Source organism: Ciceribacter azotifigens (assembly GCF_048159625.1).
Taxonomy (GTDB): domain Bacteria; phylum Pseudomonadota; class Alphaproteobacteria; order Rhizobiales; family Rhizobiaceae; genus Allorhizobium; species Allorhizobium azotifigens.
The window spans coordinates 50,180-65,478 of the sequence record NZ_JBLQTA010000015.1 but is presented as its reverse complement, the minus strand read 5'-3'; the positions used below and the strand labels follow the sequence as shown (position 1 = coordinate 65,478).

Below are 15,299 nucleotides of genomic sequence, written 5' to 3'. Positions count from 1 at the left end.
TATTGACGGGGGTCGACTTGACCTTGATCAATACGTCGATGCGCAAACGGCGCTTCCATTCTAGTCAACGTGGTTGAGAAAGGAATGCCGACATGGTGTCACAATCACAGCTCACCAGCAGCGACATCCGCCGCGTCTGCGGCAACCTCCCCGATTGGAAGATCACGGAAATACTTGCCTGCGGCGGCGATATCGCAGCGCTCGAACAGGCCAAGGTATGGTCGATGGGCGACGACGAGACGACGCCCGAACGAAATCTGCCGCCCGAGAGCGCGGCTGCAAAGATCCTGGATGTGCTTCTTGCCGAAGAAGAACAGGATGAATGGGAGGCTGGGCGCGGCCCGGATTGACGGCCCGTCCATCGGGGCCGGTCACCTGCCGGGGTGGCCTCAGCCTGTCGCGGCTCTGCCGCCATCGTACCGGCAACAGCGTCTGGAGAACAGTTATGGAAGTCACACCCCGCGTCACGTTCCGAGGCATGGACCATTCGGAAGCGGTCGAAGCTGCCGTGCACGAAAGGATCGAGCGCCTCGGGCGCTTTCACGACCACATCACGTCCTGCAGCGTCTTGATCGAGGCTCCGCACAGGCACAGCCAGAAGGGTAAGATCTACCACGTCCGGGTCAATATCAACGTCCCCGGCCGCGAGATTGTCGTCGGCCGCGAGGCGGAGGAGAACCATGCTCACGAAGACGTTCTCGTCGCGATCCGCGACAGTTTCGACGCGGCACAGCGCCAGCTTGAGGACGTTGTCCGCAAGATGACCTCCTATCGGGTGAAGGAGCATCCGGTCGCGATGCGGGGAACTGTCGCCCGCGTCGTCCCGGACGAGGGCTTCGGCTTCATCCTCGGCGCAGACGGCCGGGAATACTTTTTCCGGCGCGAGAGCATGACTACCGAAAACTGGGGCGCGCTGGGCGAAGGGGCCAAGGTTCGCTTTGTCGAGCATGACGGCGAGAAGGGGCCGTATGCCTCGGCCGTGACCCCGGACTGAGCGGTAACCCAAATCAGGGCGGGCGCCATCGGTGCCCGCTCTCTACAGCTCAGGTGTTGTCGGTCCGCTCAGAGGCGGCCGAGCTCGAAATCGGCGCAGGACATGTCGAACTGCGAGAGCGCCTCTTCCAGATAGTCGGCGAGAAGCGGCAGGCCGAGCAGGTATTCGGCGGTCTTGTTGTTGTGCGCCCGTGCAGCCTCGGCACGGATGTCTGCCCATTCCGCGATCGTGCCGTCGCCGCGCCCGAGCCAGGCAAGCGCCACGAGATCGACCTGCTCGTCGATGTTCATGTCGCCAATCAGTGCGGTGATCTCCTCGACGACCGGGTCGTCGGGATTATCCTCGAGCACCGAGTACATGTGGTCGTCCGACGCATTGGACGCTGGATCCGGGATCGTCTGCTCGTCCTTGGCGTCGAATTCCCGCGCCTTTACGACGATGAAGCAGACTTTTTCCGGAGAGATGGAAAGTTCAGGCAAATCGGCGGCTTCTACAGGCTCACGTGCCATAGGCTGTCTCCCGCATTACTGGTTGGTTCACGACGGCGCCATCAACAACGCCCATCATACGCCCCGGATGGCTCTCCTGCCACAGGTATCGGTTGCGTGTCTCACGGAACGCATATCGCGGCAGGGCGTTCCACGCCGACCAGGGCCGCCGCTCCATGTCGGCGTTCTGCCGCAGCCTTCCGACGTCCGCTAGCGCATTTTCGCTTGCGCAGCTTTGACTGCGGGCGCAACTTGTCATTGTGCGGCATGGCCCGCACATTCTCCTTTCTGGAGGTACGATCATGGCGAAACCCGAAGAAGCTCACTCTGCAGGCTGGTTCGACGGCCTGCTCAGGACGCTGGCGCGTCTCGGCATCCTGCGTTACGGCGGCAAGTCGGCGGTTTACCACTCCGGCAGCGAACGCCCGACGGAGTTCCTGATGCCGGATGTGCTGAACGCCGAGCGCGACATGCCGCCGATGAAGGATCTCGGCGGCGGAGCGGAAAAGGACAAGGGGAAGGACGGCTGAGAGAGCCTTCCGGGGTATTTGACCCTGCAAGGGCGTTGCCTACATAGTGCGGGCATCACGTCGAGGAAAACCTATGCGCATCGTCCTCATTGGCTTTGGCTGGATCATGGTTGCGGTCGGCATCGTCGGCATCTTCCTGCCGGTGCTGCCCACCACGCCCTTCATGATCCTGGCTGCAGCGCTGTTTGCCCGATCCTCGCCTCGCTTTGAGCAATGGCTGCTCGACCATCCCCGCTACGGCAAGCCGTTGCTCGACTGGCGGCGGCAGGGCGCGATCTCGCGACCGGCAAAGCTCGCGTCGGTCAGCCTGATGGCCGTCAGCTACGGCATCGTGCTCTTCGCCGGGCCCCCTATGGTCTGGCTGAAGCTTCTGATCGGCGTCATTCTGCTTGCCTGCGCAGCCTTCGTTCTCAGCCGGCCGCAGCCGAGCGCCTGAGCATAGAGGCTCTGACGGTTCAGCGCTGTGTCGCCTACGCCTCGTCATAGGCGCGGACGAGCGCGGTTGCCCGCGTCTTCACGACATCGGCCGCATCGCCCGGCTTGTAGAGGTTCGAGCCGAGGCCGAAGCAGCGGACTCCGACCCGCATATAGGCTGCGAAATCCCCTTCGGTCACACCGCCGACGGCGCCGAGCGGGATTTCCGGCGGCAGGACGGCCCTGATCGCGCCGATGCCCTGCGGGCCGAGCACGTTGGCGGGGAAAAACTTGATCGCCGCTGCGCCGGCCTTGATCGCGGCGAGCGCCTCGGTCGCGGTGAAGGCACCGGGCATGGTCACCATGCCGTGCTCGACGCCGCGGCGGATGACGGCGGGGTCGGTGTTCGGGGTGACGACGAGATTGCCGCCGACGTCCGCCAGACGGTCGACATCCTCCGGCGCAAGCATGGTCCCGGCGCCGATCATGCAGGAGGCGGGCGCGAGCTTCCGCGCCTTCTCGATGGAGGCGAAGGGGTTGGGCGAGTTGAGCGGGATTTCGATGGCCTCGAAGCCGGCTTCCACGAGGGCGGCGATGACACCGTCGACCTCCGCCGTGGTGATCCCGCGCAGGATCGCGACGAGATTGCGGTCGAGTTTCGGCCAGGAGACGGTCGGACGGGTCATCGAGACACCTCGGAGCTTTGGAAGAGCGAAGATGCGGCGGCGAACAGGCCCTTGCGGACCAGGTCCTCGCCGTCGAGCAGGCGCGACTGCGTGCCGGCGATCTCGAGCGCCCGGCCGTAGAGTGCGGTCAACCGTGCCGAGCCGACGAGATGCACCGTCATGCCCTGCGGCAGGAAGGTACGGGTCGCCGCAATCTCGGCGCCGATCAGCATGCCGGAGAGCCGTGCCGCGGGTTTGGGCCCATCGCCGCCGAGAAGACCCGCAGCGCGGATCGAAAAGAGATGGGCGGAGAGCGCGAAGCCGTCGGCAAGCGCCTCCGCGACGCCGGCGGTGAAGCCACTGTCGTCGGCGGTGAAGGCGATGTCCTCACCGATCGAATGCTTGAGGATCGAATGCCGGCTGAGAAGATCGAACAGCTCGCCGGTCATCACCGTGCGGAAGGCGGCGATCCTGCCGCCCTTCAGCTCGACCCATTTCGAATGGGTGCCGGGGAGGCAGAAGATGCCGTCGGCAAGACCGCTCTCGACGGCGCCGGCAAGCTGGGTTTCCTCGCCGCGCATTACGTCGAAGGGGCCGGTCGTGCGCTGGCAGACGCCGGGCAGGATGAAGACCGGCCGGGTGACGCCCGCTGGCGTCACGGCCTCTCTGTAGAGCGCATCGAGCGCAGCCGGGGTTTCGACGTAAGGGGCCTCGCGCCAGCCGGTGCGAGCGCCGGCCATGCCGGTGATCGCGACCGGCAGGTCGGCGGAAGCACCGAGGGCGGCGAGATGGCTCTCGAGCACCGCGGCGAAACGACCGTCGGCGCAGGCGAGAAGCCCCTCGTCCGACTGCCGCCGTCCGAGCACGTTGCCGGCCCGGTCGACGACCCAGAGGCGGAAATTGCTCGTTCCCCAGTCGGCGAGCGCGCAGAACGCGCCGGCCGTCGTCTTCTCAGCTTCGGTGTCCGTCACGATGCGCGCTCCCGGCCTTCAGTGGAGGTCTTCCGGCAGGATTGCGTGCGGCAGGTTCTGGTAGGAAACCGGCCGCAGGAAACGCCGGATCGACAGCGTGCCGACGGAGGTGGCGCCGAAGTTGGTGGAGGCCGGGTAGGGGCCACCGTGAACCATGGCGTCGCAGACCTCGACGCCGGTCGGGAAGCCGTTTGCGAGGACGCGGCCGGCCTTGCGCTCGAGGATCGGCATCAGCCGGCGGGCGAGCGTGGTATCGGGCTCGTCCAGATGCAGCGTGCAGGTGAGCTGTCCGGCGAGGCTGCCGGCGACCTTCACCATCTCTTCCTCGCTGGTCACCGTCACGACGAGTCCGAGCGGACCGAAGACCTCCTCGCCGAGTTCATGGTTTTCCAGCCAGGCCTTGCCGGTGGTGGCAAAGAGGTACGGTGTGGCATTGCGCAGGTCGCAGGTAGAGGTCAGAACCGCCTGGACGCCGGTCGAACCCTCGATGCGCTTCGCGCCGGAGCGATAGGCCTCGGCAATGCCGTCGGTCAGCATGGTCTGGGCACCGACGCCTTCGAGTTCCCGCTTGGCGGTCGCGACGAAGGCTTCGCTTGCCGGACCTTCGATCAGGACGGCGATGCCCGGATTGGTGCAGAACTGGCCTGCGCCCATGGTGAGCGAACCGACCCAGCCCTTGGCGATCGCTTCGCCGCGTGCCGAGAGTGCGTTCGGCAGCAGGAACATCGGGTTGACCGAACCGAGTTCGCCGAAGAACGGGATCGGATCGGGACGGCGGGCGCAGAGATCGAAGAGTGCGCGGCCGCCGGCGAGCGAACCGGTGAAGCCGACGGCGCGGATCAGCGGATGCTGGACGAGCGCTTCGCCGACATCGCGTTTGCCGCCCTGGACGAGCGAGAAGACGCCGGGATGCAGGCCGAGCCGCTTGATGGCGGCATGGATCGCGTGGGCGACGATTTCACCCGTGCCCGGGTGCGCGCCGTGACCCTTGACGACGACGGGGCAACCGGCCGCGAGAGCGGCAGCCGTATCGCCGCCAGCCGTCGAGAAGGCGAGCGGGAAGTTCGAGGCGCCGAAAACGGCGACGGGGCCGATCGGGCGCTGCATCAGGAAGATTTCCGGACGCGGCAGCGGCTGACGGTCGGGAAGGGCTTCGTCGTGCCGGCGGTCGAGATAGTCGCCATTGCGGATATGGGAGGCGAAGAGCCGGAGCTGGCCGACGGTGCGGCCGCGTTCGCCGACGAGGCGCGCCTGCGGCAGGCCAGTTTCCTGCGTGCCGATCTCGGTGATCTCGTCGCCGAGCTTGTCGATTTCCTCGGCGATGGCTTCGAGGAAGACGGCGCGCTCCTCGCGGGTGGAGTAGCCGTAGGTCAGGAAGGCTTCCTCGGCGGCGCGTGCCGCACGGTCGACGAGCTCGGGCGTGCCGGCGGCGAAGTCGCGTACCGGCCCGTGCGCAGGGGAGGAAGCGAAGGTTCCGTTGCCCGCTACCCACTCGCCGGCAATGAGGTGCTTTCTAGTGAATTCGAATGTCATCGCATCATCCTTTTGTCTTCGCTTTGCGTCATGGCGAAGGAAATCCGGCACAGCGTGCCGAATTCCACCCGCGTCATATTCGTCGTTGGCGATCGCCTCAGTCGTGGAAGGCGTCCACGTCCTGACGGCTGCCGCGCAGGAAGGCATCGGCCACGAGCCGCAACGGCTGGAAATCGGCATCGCTCTGCCGCGCGCGGACGAGCGCCGCAAAACGATCATAGATGCCGGGATATTCTCGGTCCGGGCCGGACGATGCCAATGCCCCGTCTATATAGAGCTCGGCTCCGCCCTTTGAAAGCCGAACTTCACCGCCGTCCGTCTCAACCGTGATGTCCCAGGTCTGCGGACCTTCCTGGCGCCAGTCGAACTCGGCGCTGATCGGGGCGCCGGCCGCGCTCGCCATGGAAAGCGAAGCGGCGATCGGCTGTTGTCGGTTCGCGGGGAAGGACAGGGCGGCCTGATTCACGACGATCGCACCGGGAACGATGGCGGTGAGGATCGAGAGGGCGTTGATGCCCGGATCGAAGACGCCGAACCCGCCCGCTTCCCAGATCCATGCTTGGCCGGGATGCCAGCGACGCACGTCTTCCTTCCAGACGATCGAGATGGACCGGATCGTCTTGCCGGAGAGCCACTGCCGTGCTGGTTCGACGCCGAGCGCGAAGCGCGAATGCCAGGTGGCGAAAAGCGTGACGCCGGCGGCAGATGCCATCGCGGCCAGGGCCTCAGCTTCGCCGAGCGTGGTCGCTGGCGGCTTTTCGAGGAGGACGTCGCGGCCCGCCTCGATCACCTTGCGTGCCATGTCGAAGCGGACTTCCGGCGGCGTGCAGAGCGAGACTGCCTGTACGTCCGGGCGAGCCTTCAGGAAGGCGTCGAAATCCTCGAAGTTCTCGACGCCGTCGATCTTGCCGTGCCGGCTCACTGCGGCGGCGAGTTCGAAATCCTCGCCGCCGGCAATCGACGGAATATGCTGGTCCCGGGCGATCTTGCCGATGCCGACAAGCGCCAGCGAAATACGCTTGGACATATCCTTCTCCTCAGTGCGAGTCGCGGCCGACGGGCGCGCCGCGGCAACCCTTCAGGAAGTCGAAATCGGCACCGGTGTCCGCGCCCTCCACATGGTCGTGGTAGAGGCGGGCATAACCGCTTGCCGGCGGTTCGACGGAAGGACGCCAGTCGGCGAGACGGCGCTGCATCTCCTCGTCCGAGATGTCGAGGTGCACGCGGCGAGCGTCGACGTCGATTTCGATGAAGTCGCCGTTCTTGACGATCGCGAGCGGACCACCGCGGGCGGCTTCCGGCGAAGTGTGGAGGAGAACGGTGCCGTAGGCGGTGCCGGACATGCGGGCGTCGGAAATACGCACCATGTCGGTGATGCCCTTGCGCAGCACCTTCGGCGGCAGGCCCATGTTGCCGACCTCGGCCATGCCCGGATAACCACGCGGACCGCAATTCTTCATGACCATGACGCAGGTTTCGTCGATGTCGAGGCTCTCGTCGTTGATCTTGGCCTTGTAGTCGTCGATGTCCTCGAAGACCACGGCGCGGCCACGATGCTTCATGAGGTGCGGGGAGGCCGCCGACGGCTTCAAGACGCAGCCCTTCGGCGCGAGGTTGCCGCGCAGAACGACGATGCCGCCCTGCTGGGTTAGCGCCCGTTCAACCGGACGGATGACGTCGTCGTTCCAGTTCCTGACGTCCTTCACCTCATCCCAGATCGGGCCGCCGGAGACGGTCAGCGCGTCCTTGTGCAGCTTGCCCGCTTCGCCGAGCATCTTGATGACCACCGGCAGGCCGCCCGCGTAGAAGAACTCTTCCATCAGGTATTCGCCGGACGGCATCAGGTTGACGACGGTCGGAATGTCGCGGCCGAGGCGGTCCCAGTCGTCGAGCGAAAGGTCGATGCCGACGCGGCCGGCCATGGCGAGCAGGTGGACCACCGCGTTGGTGGAGCCGCCGATCGCACCGTTGACGCGGATCGCGTTTTCGAAGGCCTTCTTCGTCATGATGTCAGAGGGCTTCAGGTCGTCCTTCACCATCTGGACAATGCGGCGGCCGGAGAGCTGGGCCATGACCTTGCGGCGGCTGTCGACGGCAGGGATCGCGGCATTGCCGGAGAGCGCCATGCCGAGAGCCTCGACCATGGAGGCCATGGTGGACGCCGTGCCCATGGTGTTGCATGTGCCGGAGCTGCGCGACATCGAGGCCTCGGCTTCCAGGAATTCCTCCTGGGTCATCTCGCCGGCCTTCACCGCTTCGGAAAATTTCCAGAGATGCGTGCCGGAGCCGACGCGCTCGCCGCGGAAATAGCCGTTCAGCATCGGACCGCCGGTGACGACGATCGACGGCAGGTCGGTGGAGGCGGCGGCCATCACCAGCGACGGCGTGGTCTTGTCGCAACCGACGAGCAGCACCGCGCCATCGATCGGCTGGCCGCGCATCGCTTCCTCGACCGCGAGCGCGGCGAGGTTGCGGAACATCATCGCGGTCGGACGGAACGTGTTCTCCGACGCCGAGAAGACCGGAATTTCGACCGGGAAGCCGCCGGCCTCCCAGACACCCGCCTTCACCTTCTCGGCGAGTTCGCGCAGATGGCCATTGCAGGGGGTCAGATCCGACCAGGTGTTGAGGATGCCGATGACCGGACGTCCGTCGAAGAGATCATGGGGGTGGCCCTGATTCTTCAGCCAGCCACGGTGATAGATGGAATCGCGGCTGGTGCCGCCGAACCAGTGTTGGGATCGAAGTTTGCGGGGCCAGGCCGCCGGTTTGAAAGCACTCATGACGTTTTCTCTGTCTCTTTCTGGGAGAGCCTGCCGCCCGACTGGCGGAAAGCCCTCAGAGCATGTTGACGGTGACGGGTTGCTCCGCTGCACGAACGAGCCGGTTGCGCAGCGGCAGACCGAATTGCGGCGCTTCAATTTCGAAGATGTCGCCTTCCTTCGTCACGAAACCGTCCGCGCAGGAAAGCGTGGCGGTTCCGAACATATGCACGTGGAGGTCCCCCGGCTGGCGGAACAGCGCATACTTGAAATGATGGTATTCGAGGTTCGCGATCGTGTGGGACATGTTCGCCTCTCCGGAGAGGAAGGGCTTTTCCCAGACGGTCTTGCCGTCGCGCAGGATGCGTGACGTACCCTCGACATGGTCGGGCAGGGCGCCGACCATGAGCTCCGGGCCAAAGGCTGCCGGCCGGAGCTTGGAATGGGCAAGGTAAAGATAGTTGATCTTTTCGGTGACGTGATCGGAAAATTCGTTGGCGACCGAGAAGCCGATGCGGAAGGGCGTCCCGTCCTCGCCGATGATGTAGTAGCCGGCAAGTTCCGGTTCCTCGCCGCCGTCGAGCGCGAAGGAGGGGGAGACGAGGTCGCCGCCCGGCGCAACGGCTTCGACACCGGTGCCCTTGTAGAACCATTCCGGCTGGACGCCGGTCTCACCCGGCTTCGGTTTGCCGCCTTCGATGCCCATGCGGAACATCTTCATGGAGTCGCTCATGCCCGCGGTATCGGTGTGCATGCTGTCGCGCGCAGAAGCGGAGCCGGTGTGAGTGAGGCCTGTACCAGTGAGATACATGTGCGCCGGGTCCGGATGACGAACCGGGCAGTCGAGCTTGCCTGCCGCGGCGAGTGCGGCGAGATCGACTGCATCGCCCGTTCCCTGGCGCTCGATGATCGCGGCAAGCGGAGCCTTGGCTGCGACTGCCGCTTTGGCGAGTTCGTAGGTTGAGGCGAAGCCGGGAACGAGACGCGCGGCGTCACCCTGGCGGCAAACCACGCCGCCAGTCTTCAATTGCGAGAGAAACATAGGCCTATCCTCAGACTGCTTTGTTCTTGTTGTAGACGTCGAAATAGACAGCCGCGAGGAGCACGAGGCCCTTGATCAGCTGCTGGTAGTCGATGCCGATCCCCATGATCGACATGCCGTTGTTCATCACGCCCATGATGAAGGCGCCGATCACCGCTCCTGTGATCTTGCCCACTCCGCCGGACGCCGAGGCACCGCCGATGAAGCAGGCCGCGATGACGTCGAGTTCGAACCCGACGCCGGCCTTGGGGGTCGCCGAATTCAGGCGGGCCGCGATGATCATGCCGGCGAGTGCGGCGAGAACGCCCATGTTCACGAAGGCGTAGAAGGTCAGCCGCTCGGTGTTGATGCCCGAGAGCTTCGCCGCCTTCTCGTTGCCGCCGAGCGCATAGATGCGGCGTCCGATCGTCGAGCGATTGGTGACGAAGGAATAGAGCGCGATCAGGACGCCCATGATGATGAGCACGTTCGGCAGGCCGCGATAGGTCGCGAGCTGGAAGCCGAGGAAGAGCGCGACGGCGCTGATGATCGCCATCTGCACGATGAAGAAGACGAAGGGTTCGTTCTCGGTGCCGTGCTGCTCGTTGAGACGGCGGTTCTTCAGGCCGGAATAGATCGCGAGAGCGACAAGCGCGAAGACGACGAGCAGGGCTACGTAGTTCTTGATCAGGCTTGTGCCCGGGTCGGTGACCGACAGGAAATCCGGAATGAAGCCGGTCGAAAGAAGCGTGAATTCCTTCGGGAACGGACCGATCGGGCGGCCTCCGAGGGCCACGTAGGTCAGGCCGCGGAAGACGAGCATGCCGGCGAGCGTCACGATGAAGGACGGGATCTTCTGGTAGGCAACCCAGTAGCCCTGGGCCGCGCCCATCAGGCCGCCGAGCACCAGACACAGCGGTACGACGAGTGAGAAATGCCACCCCCACTTCACCAGCATGATCGCCGATATGCCGCCAATGAAGGCGACGATCGAGCCGACCGAGAGGTCGATATGGCCTGCCACGATGATGAGCAGCATGCCGAGCGCCATGATGACGATGAAGGAGTTCTGCAGCACCAGGTTGGTGATGTTGACGGGCTTGAACAGAACGCCACCGGTCAGGAACTGGAACAGCAGCATAATGACGACGAGCGCCAGCAGAAGGCCGTATTCCCGGATGTTGTGACGGAGGTAGTCGCCCACGGAGATCTTGGGGGTTTCGGTTCTTGTTTCGGTGGTCATTTAGCGTTTCTCCCCAGAGCGCATGATGGCACGCATGATGGACTCTTGGCTTGCTTCTCCCTTCGGAAGTTCGGCGACGATGCGGCCTTCGTTCATCACGTAGACGCGGTCGCAGGTGCCGAGCAACTCGGGCATTTCCGATGAGATCATCAGAATGCCTTTTCCCTCGGCGGCAAGCTGGTTGATGATGGTATAGATTTCGAATTTCGCCCCCACGTCGATGCCGCGGGTCGGCTCGTCGAGGATGAGGACTTCAGGGTTGGTGAACAGCCATTTCGACAGCACGACCTTCTGCTGGTTGCCGCCCGAAAGATTGACGGCTTCCTGGTAGATCGAGTGCGACCGGATGCGCAGCTTGTTGCGGTAGCCCGACGCGACCTGCGCTTCCTTGCGCTCGTCGATGACGCCGCTCTTCGAGACGTCATCGAGATTGGCGAGCGTCGTGTTCTTGACGATGTTGTTCTGCAGCACGAGCCCGAGCTGCTTGCGGTCTTCGGTCACGTAGGCGAGGCCGGCGTCGATCGCCCTCGGGATCGTGCTCACGTCGACCGGCTTGCCGCGCATCAGCACCTCACCGGTGATCTTGTGGCCCCAGGACCGTCCGAAGATGCTCATGGCGGTTTCGGTACGTCCGGCCCCCATAAGGCCGGCAATGCCGACGACCTCGCCGGCACGGACGTTGAAATTGACGTCGTGCAGGAACTGCCGGTCGCGGTGGTTCTGGTGGAAGACGTTCCAGTTTTTCACTTCGAGCAGCACGTCGCCGATCTTCGGCTCGCGCGGTGGATAGCGGTCTTCCATGTCGCGACCGACCATGCCCTTGATGATCCGGTCTTCGCTGATTTCCTGTGTATGACAGTCGAGGGTCTCGACGGTGGTGCCGTCGCGCAGGATGGTGATCTGGTCGGCGACCTTGCGGATCTCGTTCAGCTTGTGGGAAATGATGATCGACGTCATGCCCTGCTTGCGGAATTCCATCAGCAGGTTGAGCAGAGCATCGGAGTCATTTTCGTTGAGGGATGCCGTCGGCTCGTCGAGGATGAGCAGGCGAACCTTCTTGGAAAGCGCCTTGGCGATCTCGACGAGCTGCTGCTTGCCGACGCCGATGTCCGTGATGCGTGTGCTCGGAGCGTCCTTGAGGCCCACCTTCGCGAGAAGCTCCTTGGTCCGTGCAAAGGTCTGCGGCCAGTTGATCACGCCGTTGACGGCGACCTCGTTGCCGAGAAAGATGTTTTCAGCAATCGACAGCAGCGGCACGAGGGCCAGCTCCTGGTGGATGATGATGATGCCCAGTTCCTCGCTGTCGGAAATGGTGCCGAAATGACGGACCTTGCCGTCGTAATGGATTTCGCCCTCATAGGTGCCGGCAGGGTAGACGCCGCTCAGGACCTTCATCAAGGTCGACTTGCCGGCGCCGTTTTCTCCGACCAGAGCGTGGATTTCGCCTTCGCGAACCTTGAGGTTGACGTTGTCCAGGGCTTTGACCCCGGGAAACGTCTTGATGATGCTACGCATCTCGAGAATGATGTTGTCCATGTGCAGAATTCCAGCGCAGGCGGGCGACCAATGTACAGCCGGCGGCGCAAGCTCCCTCAACGCGTATGATACAAAAACGGGTCCGCGAAGGTCGCGGACCCGCCATGATCGCAAGGATTAGTTGTCGATCTGCTCGGCCGTGTAGTAGCCGGCGCCGACGAGGACGTCCTTGGCATTGGCCTTGTCGAGTGCGACCGGCTTCAGCAGGTAGGACGGAACGACCTTGACACCGTTGTTGTAGGTCTTCTCGTCGTTGATCTCCGGGGTTTTGCCGCTCATGATGGCATCAACCATCGAAACGGCGACCTTGGCGAGTTCGCGCGTGTCCTTGAAAACGGTCGAATACTGCTCGTCGGCGAGCATCGACTTGATCGAAGGCAGTTCTGCGTCCTGACCGGTGACGATCGGCATCTTCAGGTCGCCGGAGCCGTAGCCTACGCCCTTGAGAGCCGACAGGATGCCGATGGACAGGCCGTCATACGGCGAAAGAGCGCCGTTCAGCTTGTCTTCAGTGTAGGTCGAGGAGAGCAGGTTTTCCATGCGGGCCTGGGCGACGGTGCCGTCCCAGCGCAGGGTGCCGACCTGGTCCATGCCCATCTGGCCGGACTTGACGACGATGTCGCCGCTGTCGATCAGGGGCTGCAGAACGGACATTGCGCCGTCGTAGAAGAAGAACGCGTTGTTGTCGTCCGGAGAACCGCCGAACAGTTCGACGTTCCACGGCTTGACGTCGGGGAAGCGTTCCTTCAGGCCGTTGACGAGGCTGGTCGCCTGGAGAACGCCGACCTGGAAGTTGTCGAAGGTGGCGTAGTAGTCGACGTTGCCGGAGTCGCGGATCAGGCGGTCATAGGCGATGACCTTCACGCCGGAATCAGCAGCCTTCTGCAGGATGTCGGAGAGCGTGGTTCCGTCGATCGCGCCAATGACCAGAACCTTGGCACCCTTGGTTACCATGTTCTCAATTTGGGCGAGCTGGTTCGGGATATCGTCGTCGGCAAACTGCAGGTCCGGATTATAACCGGCTTCCTTGAACAGCTTTTCCATGGTTTCGCCGTCCGATATCCAGCGGGTCGAGGTCTTGGTCGGCATCGAGATGCCAACCATGCCCTTGTCTTCGGCGAAGACGTTGGACGTAAAGGATGCGATGCTGATTGCGACTGACGCAATCAGTGCGCCGAGTTTCTTCATGGTAACCTCCCTGGTCATACCGTACGGCGCCAAGCCCCTCCTGGCGCCGCTGAAACAAGAACGGGTGGCTGGTTTCCCAGCCCCAGCTCCCGAGGCGAGTTTTATCGCCCCCAATATATCGATCAAATGATTATTTTGACTTTCTGTATATCATAGTTGATATGTAGTTCATGCCCGAAATCCACTTTCAGCGTCTGCAACCGAAGCATTTCAGCCTGATCCGCGCCATAGCGGAGCTCGGGCAGCTCAGTCTTGCCGCCCAGGCGTTGTCGATCACGCAGCCGGCGGCCTCGCGAATGCTCGGGGACATCGAGCGACTGGTGGACGCTCCGATCTTCGTCCGTACGCCGAAGGGGATGGAGCCGACGGCGGTGGGGCTGGCACTCGCGCGCCGGGCGCGGACCCTCCTGGAGGAGATGGACGAGGCGATCAGAGAGGTCGACGCGATCAAGCGCGGGCTCACCGGCACCGTGCGCGCCGGCGCCGTAACCGGAGGAGCGGTCGGCTTCATCGTTCCGGCCATCCAGGCGCTCAAGGCGGAGGCCGCTGCCGCCGACATCCATGTCGACGTCGCCTCGAGCGACGCCCTGATCAATGATCTCCTGTCGGGCCAGCTCGATTTCGCGCTGAGCCGCATTCCGGCGGGGATCGACGCGCGACAGTTCGACATTCTCGATGCACGGGTGGAGGAGGTGAACCTCCTCGTGCACGAGAGCCATCCGCTCGCCGACGCGAACGATCTTTCGCTGGCCGACATCGTGCATTTCGCCTGGGTGATGCAGGCGTCCGGTGCGCCGGTACGTCAGGCCGTCGAGAACGTCTTCATCGAATCCGGCGTGCCGATTCCTTCGAACATCGTCAACACGACGTCGCTGCTGGTGATGATCGCCATGCTCGCATCCTCGAACGCGATTGCTCCGATGTCGCAGGAGGTGTCCGATCTGCTCTGCGGCAGCACCGGCACCGGCCTCTGCAAACTCGACATCCGCGTGCCGATCGTGGTCTCGCCCTACCACCTCATCACCGTCAAGCGGAAGCAGATGACGCCGGTGGCGGCGCGGCTGCGCGATCTCGTCATGCAGCAGCTTCACGGCGATCGCCCGGCGCCCGGTGGCCTTACTTTGGCGTGAAGCCACCGAGCCTCGCGCCGAGAGTGGCGATAGTGCCGACGTCGGCATTGGCGAAAGCGAAGCGCAGGTATGCCTCCTGACGCTCGCCGAAATAGGCGCCGGGAATACATACTACGCCGGCCTTCCTCGCGAGCATCTCCGCCACCTCGGCGGACGGCAGGTCATCGAACGGATGCCGGATGAAGGCGAAATAGGCACCGAGCGAGTCCATCTTCCATGCGGGAAGACGTGCCATCACGGTGCGGAGTGCGTCCGCCCTGGCGAGGATTTCCACGCGGTTGGCATTCCGCCATTGCTTCAGTGCCGGAATGGCCCTTGCCACGGCGGCCTGCGGCGCGCGCGGTGCGCAGATCTGCAGGTTGTCCATGACCTTGGCGATCTCGGCGACCGTCCGGCTTCCGGCGGTAACGGCGCCGAGCCGGTGGCCGGGGATGCAGAACGACTTCGAGAAGGAATAGAGAAGGATGAGGTTTTCCTCCCATCCTGCGATCGACAGCAGGTCGTGCGGCCGTTCTCCGGCCGGCAGAAAGTCGCGATAGGTCTCGTCGAGGATGAGCCAGGCCCCAGCCTCACGGCAAAGTTCGAAGATGTCCTTCAGCACCGCGGCGGGATAGACGGCACCCGTCGGGTTGTTCGGCGTAACCAGGGCAACCGCCTTCACGCCCCTGTCAAGAACCTCGCGGACCCGTTCCAGGCGCGGGACGAAGCCGTCGGCAGCATCGAGCGGCAGCAGTTCGCGACCGATGCCGAGCATCGCGAGTGTTGTCTCCTGGTTGAAGTAGAAAGGATCGGTCAGCGCCACCCTGTCGCCGGCGCCGGCGACC

Annotated in this window: 16 protein-coding genes; 5 read left to right on the top strand and 11 right to left on the bottom strand. The window is 63.9% G+C overall.

What is annotated here, in order from left to right; translation table 11 throughout:
* The first annotated feature begins 92 nt into the window (after positions 1-92).
* Together ACM6UT_RS18550 and ACM6UT_RS18545 are read left to right on the top strand one after the other, a co-directional pair.
* Positions 93-350, top strand: coding sequence for a hypothetical protein (locus ACM6UT_RS18550; protein ID WP_416798831.1), 258 nt, complete (start codon positions 93-95; stop codon positions 348-350).
* A 95-nt stretch (positions 351-445) separates the two neighbouring features.
* Positions 446-994, top strand: coding sequence for an HPF/RaiA family ribosome-associated protein (locus ACM6UT_RS18545; RefSeq protein ID WP_416798830.1), 549 nt, complete (start codon positions 446-448; stop codon positions 992-994).
* Between the two features lie 68 nt (positions 995-1,062).
* Here the strand turns inward: ACM6UT_RS18545 and ACM6UT_RS18540 are convergent, their stop codons facing one another.
* Positions 1,063-1,503 (bottom strand): DUF3775 domain-containing protein, encoded by a 441-nt coding sequence (locus ACM6UT_RS18540; protein WP_416798829.1) that lies wholly within the window; start codon positions 1,501-1,503, stop codon positions 1,063-1,065.
* A gap of 281 nt (positions 1,504-1,784) precedes the next feature.
* Between ACM6UT_RS18540 and ACM6UT_RS18535 the strand changes: the two genes are divergently transcribed.
* Together ACM6UT_RS18535 and ACM6UT_RS18530 are read left to right on the top strand one after the other, a co-directional pair.
* Positions 1,785-2,012, top strand: a complete 228-nt coding sequence (locus ACM6UT_RS18535) for a hypothetical protein (RefSeq protein ID WP_416798828.1) — start codon at positions 1,785-1,787, stop codon at positions 2,010-2,012.
* A 73-nt stretch (positions 2,013-2,085) separates the two neighbouring features.
* Positions 2,086-2,448, top strand: coding sequence for a YbaN family protein (locus tag ACM6UT_RS18530; RefSeq protein WP_416798827.1), 363 nt, complete (start codon positions 2,086-2,088; stop codon positions 2,446-2,448).
* Between the two features lie 34 nt (positions 2,449-2,482).
* Here ACM6UT_RS18530 and ACM6UT_RS18525 read toward each other — a convergent pair whose 3' ends face one another.
* From ACM6UT_RS18525 to chvE, 9 genes are all read right to left on the bottom strand, one after another.
* Entirely contained in the window at positions 2,483-3,112 is a 630-nt protein-coding gene (locus ACM6UT_RS18525) for a 2-dehydro-3-deoxy-6-phosphogalactonate aldolase (protein WP_416798826.1), read from the bottom strand.
* A complete protein-coding gene (locus ACM6UT_RS18520) occupies positions 3,109-4,062 on the bottom strand; it encodes a 2-dehydro-3-deoxygalactonokinase (protein ID WP_416798825.1) in 954 nt (317 codons plus the stop codon). Before ACM6UT_RS18520 ends, ACM6UT_RS18525 begins: the two co-directional genes overlap by 4 nt.
* Positions 4,063-4,080: 18 nt before the next feature.
* A complete protein-coding gene (locus ACM6UT_RS18515; protein WP_416798824.1) occupies positions 4,081-5,595 on the bottom strand; it encodes an aldehyde dehydrogenase (NADP(+)) in 1,515 nt (504 codons plus the stop codon).
* Positions 5,596-5,692: 97 nt separating this feature from the next.
* The gene (locus tag ACM6UT_RS18510) at positions 5,693-6,622 is read right to left on the bottom strand and encodes a Gfo/Idh/MocA family protein (protein ID WP_416798823.1); all 930 of its coding nucleotides are present in this window, start codon (positions 6,620-6,622) and stop codon (positions 5,693-5,695) included.
* 10 nt (positions 6,623-6,632) lie between these two features.
* Positions 6,633-8,378, bottom strand: a complete 1,746-nt coding sequence (gene araD, locus ACM6UT_RS18505) for an L-arabinonate dehydratase (RefSeq protein WP_416798822.1) — start codon at positions 8,376-8,378, stop codon at positions 6,633-6,635.
* Positions 8,379-8,433: 55 nt separating this feature from the next.
* The gene (araD1, locus tag ACM6UT_RS18500; protein ID WP_416798821.1) at positions 8,434-9,399 is read right to left on the bottom strand and encodes an AraD1 family protein; all 966 of its coding nucleotides are present in this window, start codon (positions 9,397-9,399) and stop codon (positions 8,434-8,436) included.
* A gap of 10 nt (positions 9,400-9,409) precedes the next feature.
* A complete protein-coding gene (gene mmsB / locus ACM6UT_RS18495; RefSeq protein WP_416798820.1) occupies positions 9,410-10,621 on the bottom strand; it encodes a multiple monosaccharide ABC transporter permease in 1,212 nt (403 codons plus the stop codon).
* A complete protein-coding gene (mmsA, locus tag ACM6UT_RS18490) occupies positions 10,622-12,157 on the bottom strand; it encodes a multiple monosaccharide ABC transporter ATP-binding protein (RefSeq protein WP_416798819.1) in 1,536 nt (511 codons plus the stop codon).
* Between the two features lie 117 nt (positions 12,158-12,274).
* Positions 12,275-13,345 (bottom strand): multiple monosaccharide ABC transporter substrate-binding protein, encoded by a 1,071-nt coding sequence (gene chvE, locus ACM6UT_RS18485; RefSeq protein ID WP_416798818.1) that lies wholly within the window; start codon positions 13,343-13,345, stop codon positions 12,275-12,277.
* Between the two features lie 170 nt (positions 13,346-13,515).
* Between chvE and ACM6UT_RS18480 the strand changes: the two genes are divergently transcribed.
* The gene (locus ACM6UT_RS18480) at positions 13,516-14,475 is read left to right on the top strand and encodes a LysR family transcriptional regulator (protein WP_416798817.1); all 960 of its coding nucleotides are present in this window, start codon (positions 13,516-13,518) and stop codon (positions 14,473-14,475) included.
* Here ACM6UT_RS18480 and ACM6UT_RS18475 read toward each other — a convergent pair.
* Positions 14,462-15,299 (bottom strand): aminotransferase (locus ACM6UT_RS18475; protein WP_416798816.1); only part of this gene is annotated, 838 nt, incomplete at its 5' end. The genes ACM6UT_RS18480 and ACM6UT_RS18475 overlap by 14 nt on opposite strands.

Coding starts and splice junctions, on each gene's coding strand:
- ACM6UT_RS18540 (WP_416798829.1), bottom strand. CDS start 1,503: ATGGCACGTGAGCCTGTAGAAGCCGCCGATTTGCCTGAACTTTCCATC.
- araD1 (WP_416798821.1), bottom strand. CDS start 9,399: ATGTTTCTCTCGCAATTGAAGACTGGCGGCGTGGTTTGCCGCCAGGGT.
- ACM6UT_RS18525 (WP_416798826.1), bottom strand. CDS start 3,112: ATGACCCGTCCGACCGTCTCCTGGCCGAAACTCGACCGCAATCTCGTC.
- mmsB (WP_416798820.1), bottom strand. CDS start 10,621: ATGACCACCGAAACAAGAACCGAAACCCCCAAGATCTCCGTGGGCGAC.
- araD (WP_416798822.1), bottom strand. CDS start 8,378: ATGAGTGCTTTCAAACCGGCGGCCTGGCCCCGCAAACTTCGATCCCAA.
- ACM6UT_RS18510 (WP_416798823.1), bottom strand. CDS start 6,622: ATGTCCAAGCGTATTTCGCTGGCGCTTGTCGGCATCGGCAAGATCGCC.
- ACM6UT_RS18535 (WP_416798828.1), top strand. CDS start 1,785: ATGGCGAAACCCGAAGAAGCTCACTCTGCAGGCTGGTTCGACGGCCTG.
- ACM6UT_RS18515 (WP_416798824.1), bottom strand. CDS start 5,595: ATGACATTCGAATTCACTAGAAAGCACCTCATTGCCGGCGAGTGGGTA.
- ACM6UT_RS18550 (WP_416798831.1), top strand. CDS start 93: ATGGTGTCACAATCACAGCTCACCAGCAGCGACATCCGCCGCGTCTGC.
- mmsA (WP_416798819.1), bottom strand. CDS start 12,157: ATGGACAACATCATTCTCGAGATGCGTAGCATCATCAAGACGTTTCCC.
- ACM6UT_RS18545 (WP_416798830.1), top strand. CDS start 446: ATGGAAGTCACACCCCGCGTCACGTTCCGAGGCATGGACCATTCGGAA.
- ACM6UT_RS18530 (WP_416798827.1), top strand. CDS start 2,086: ATGCGCATCGTCCTCATTGGCTTTGGCTGGATCATGGTTGCGGTCGGC.
- ACM6UT_RS18480 (WP_416798817.1), top strand. CDS start 13,516: ATGCCCGAAATCCACTTTCAGCGTCTGCAACCGAAGCATTTCAGCCTG.
- chvE (WP_416798818.1), bottom strand. CDS start 13,345: ATGAAGAAACTCGGCGCACTGATTGCGTCAGTCGCAATCAGCATCGCA.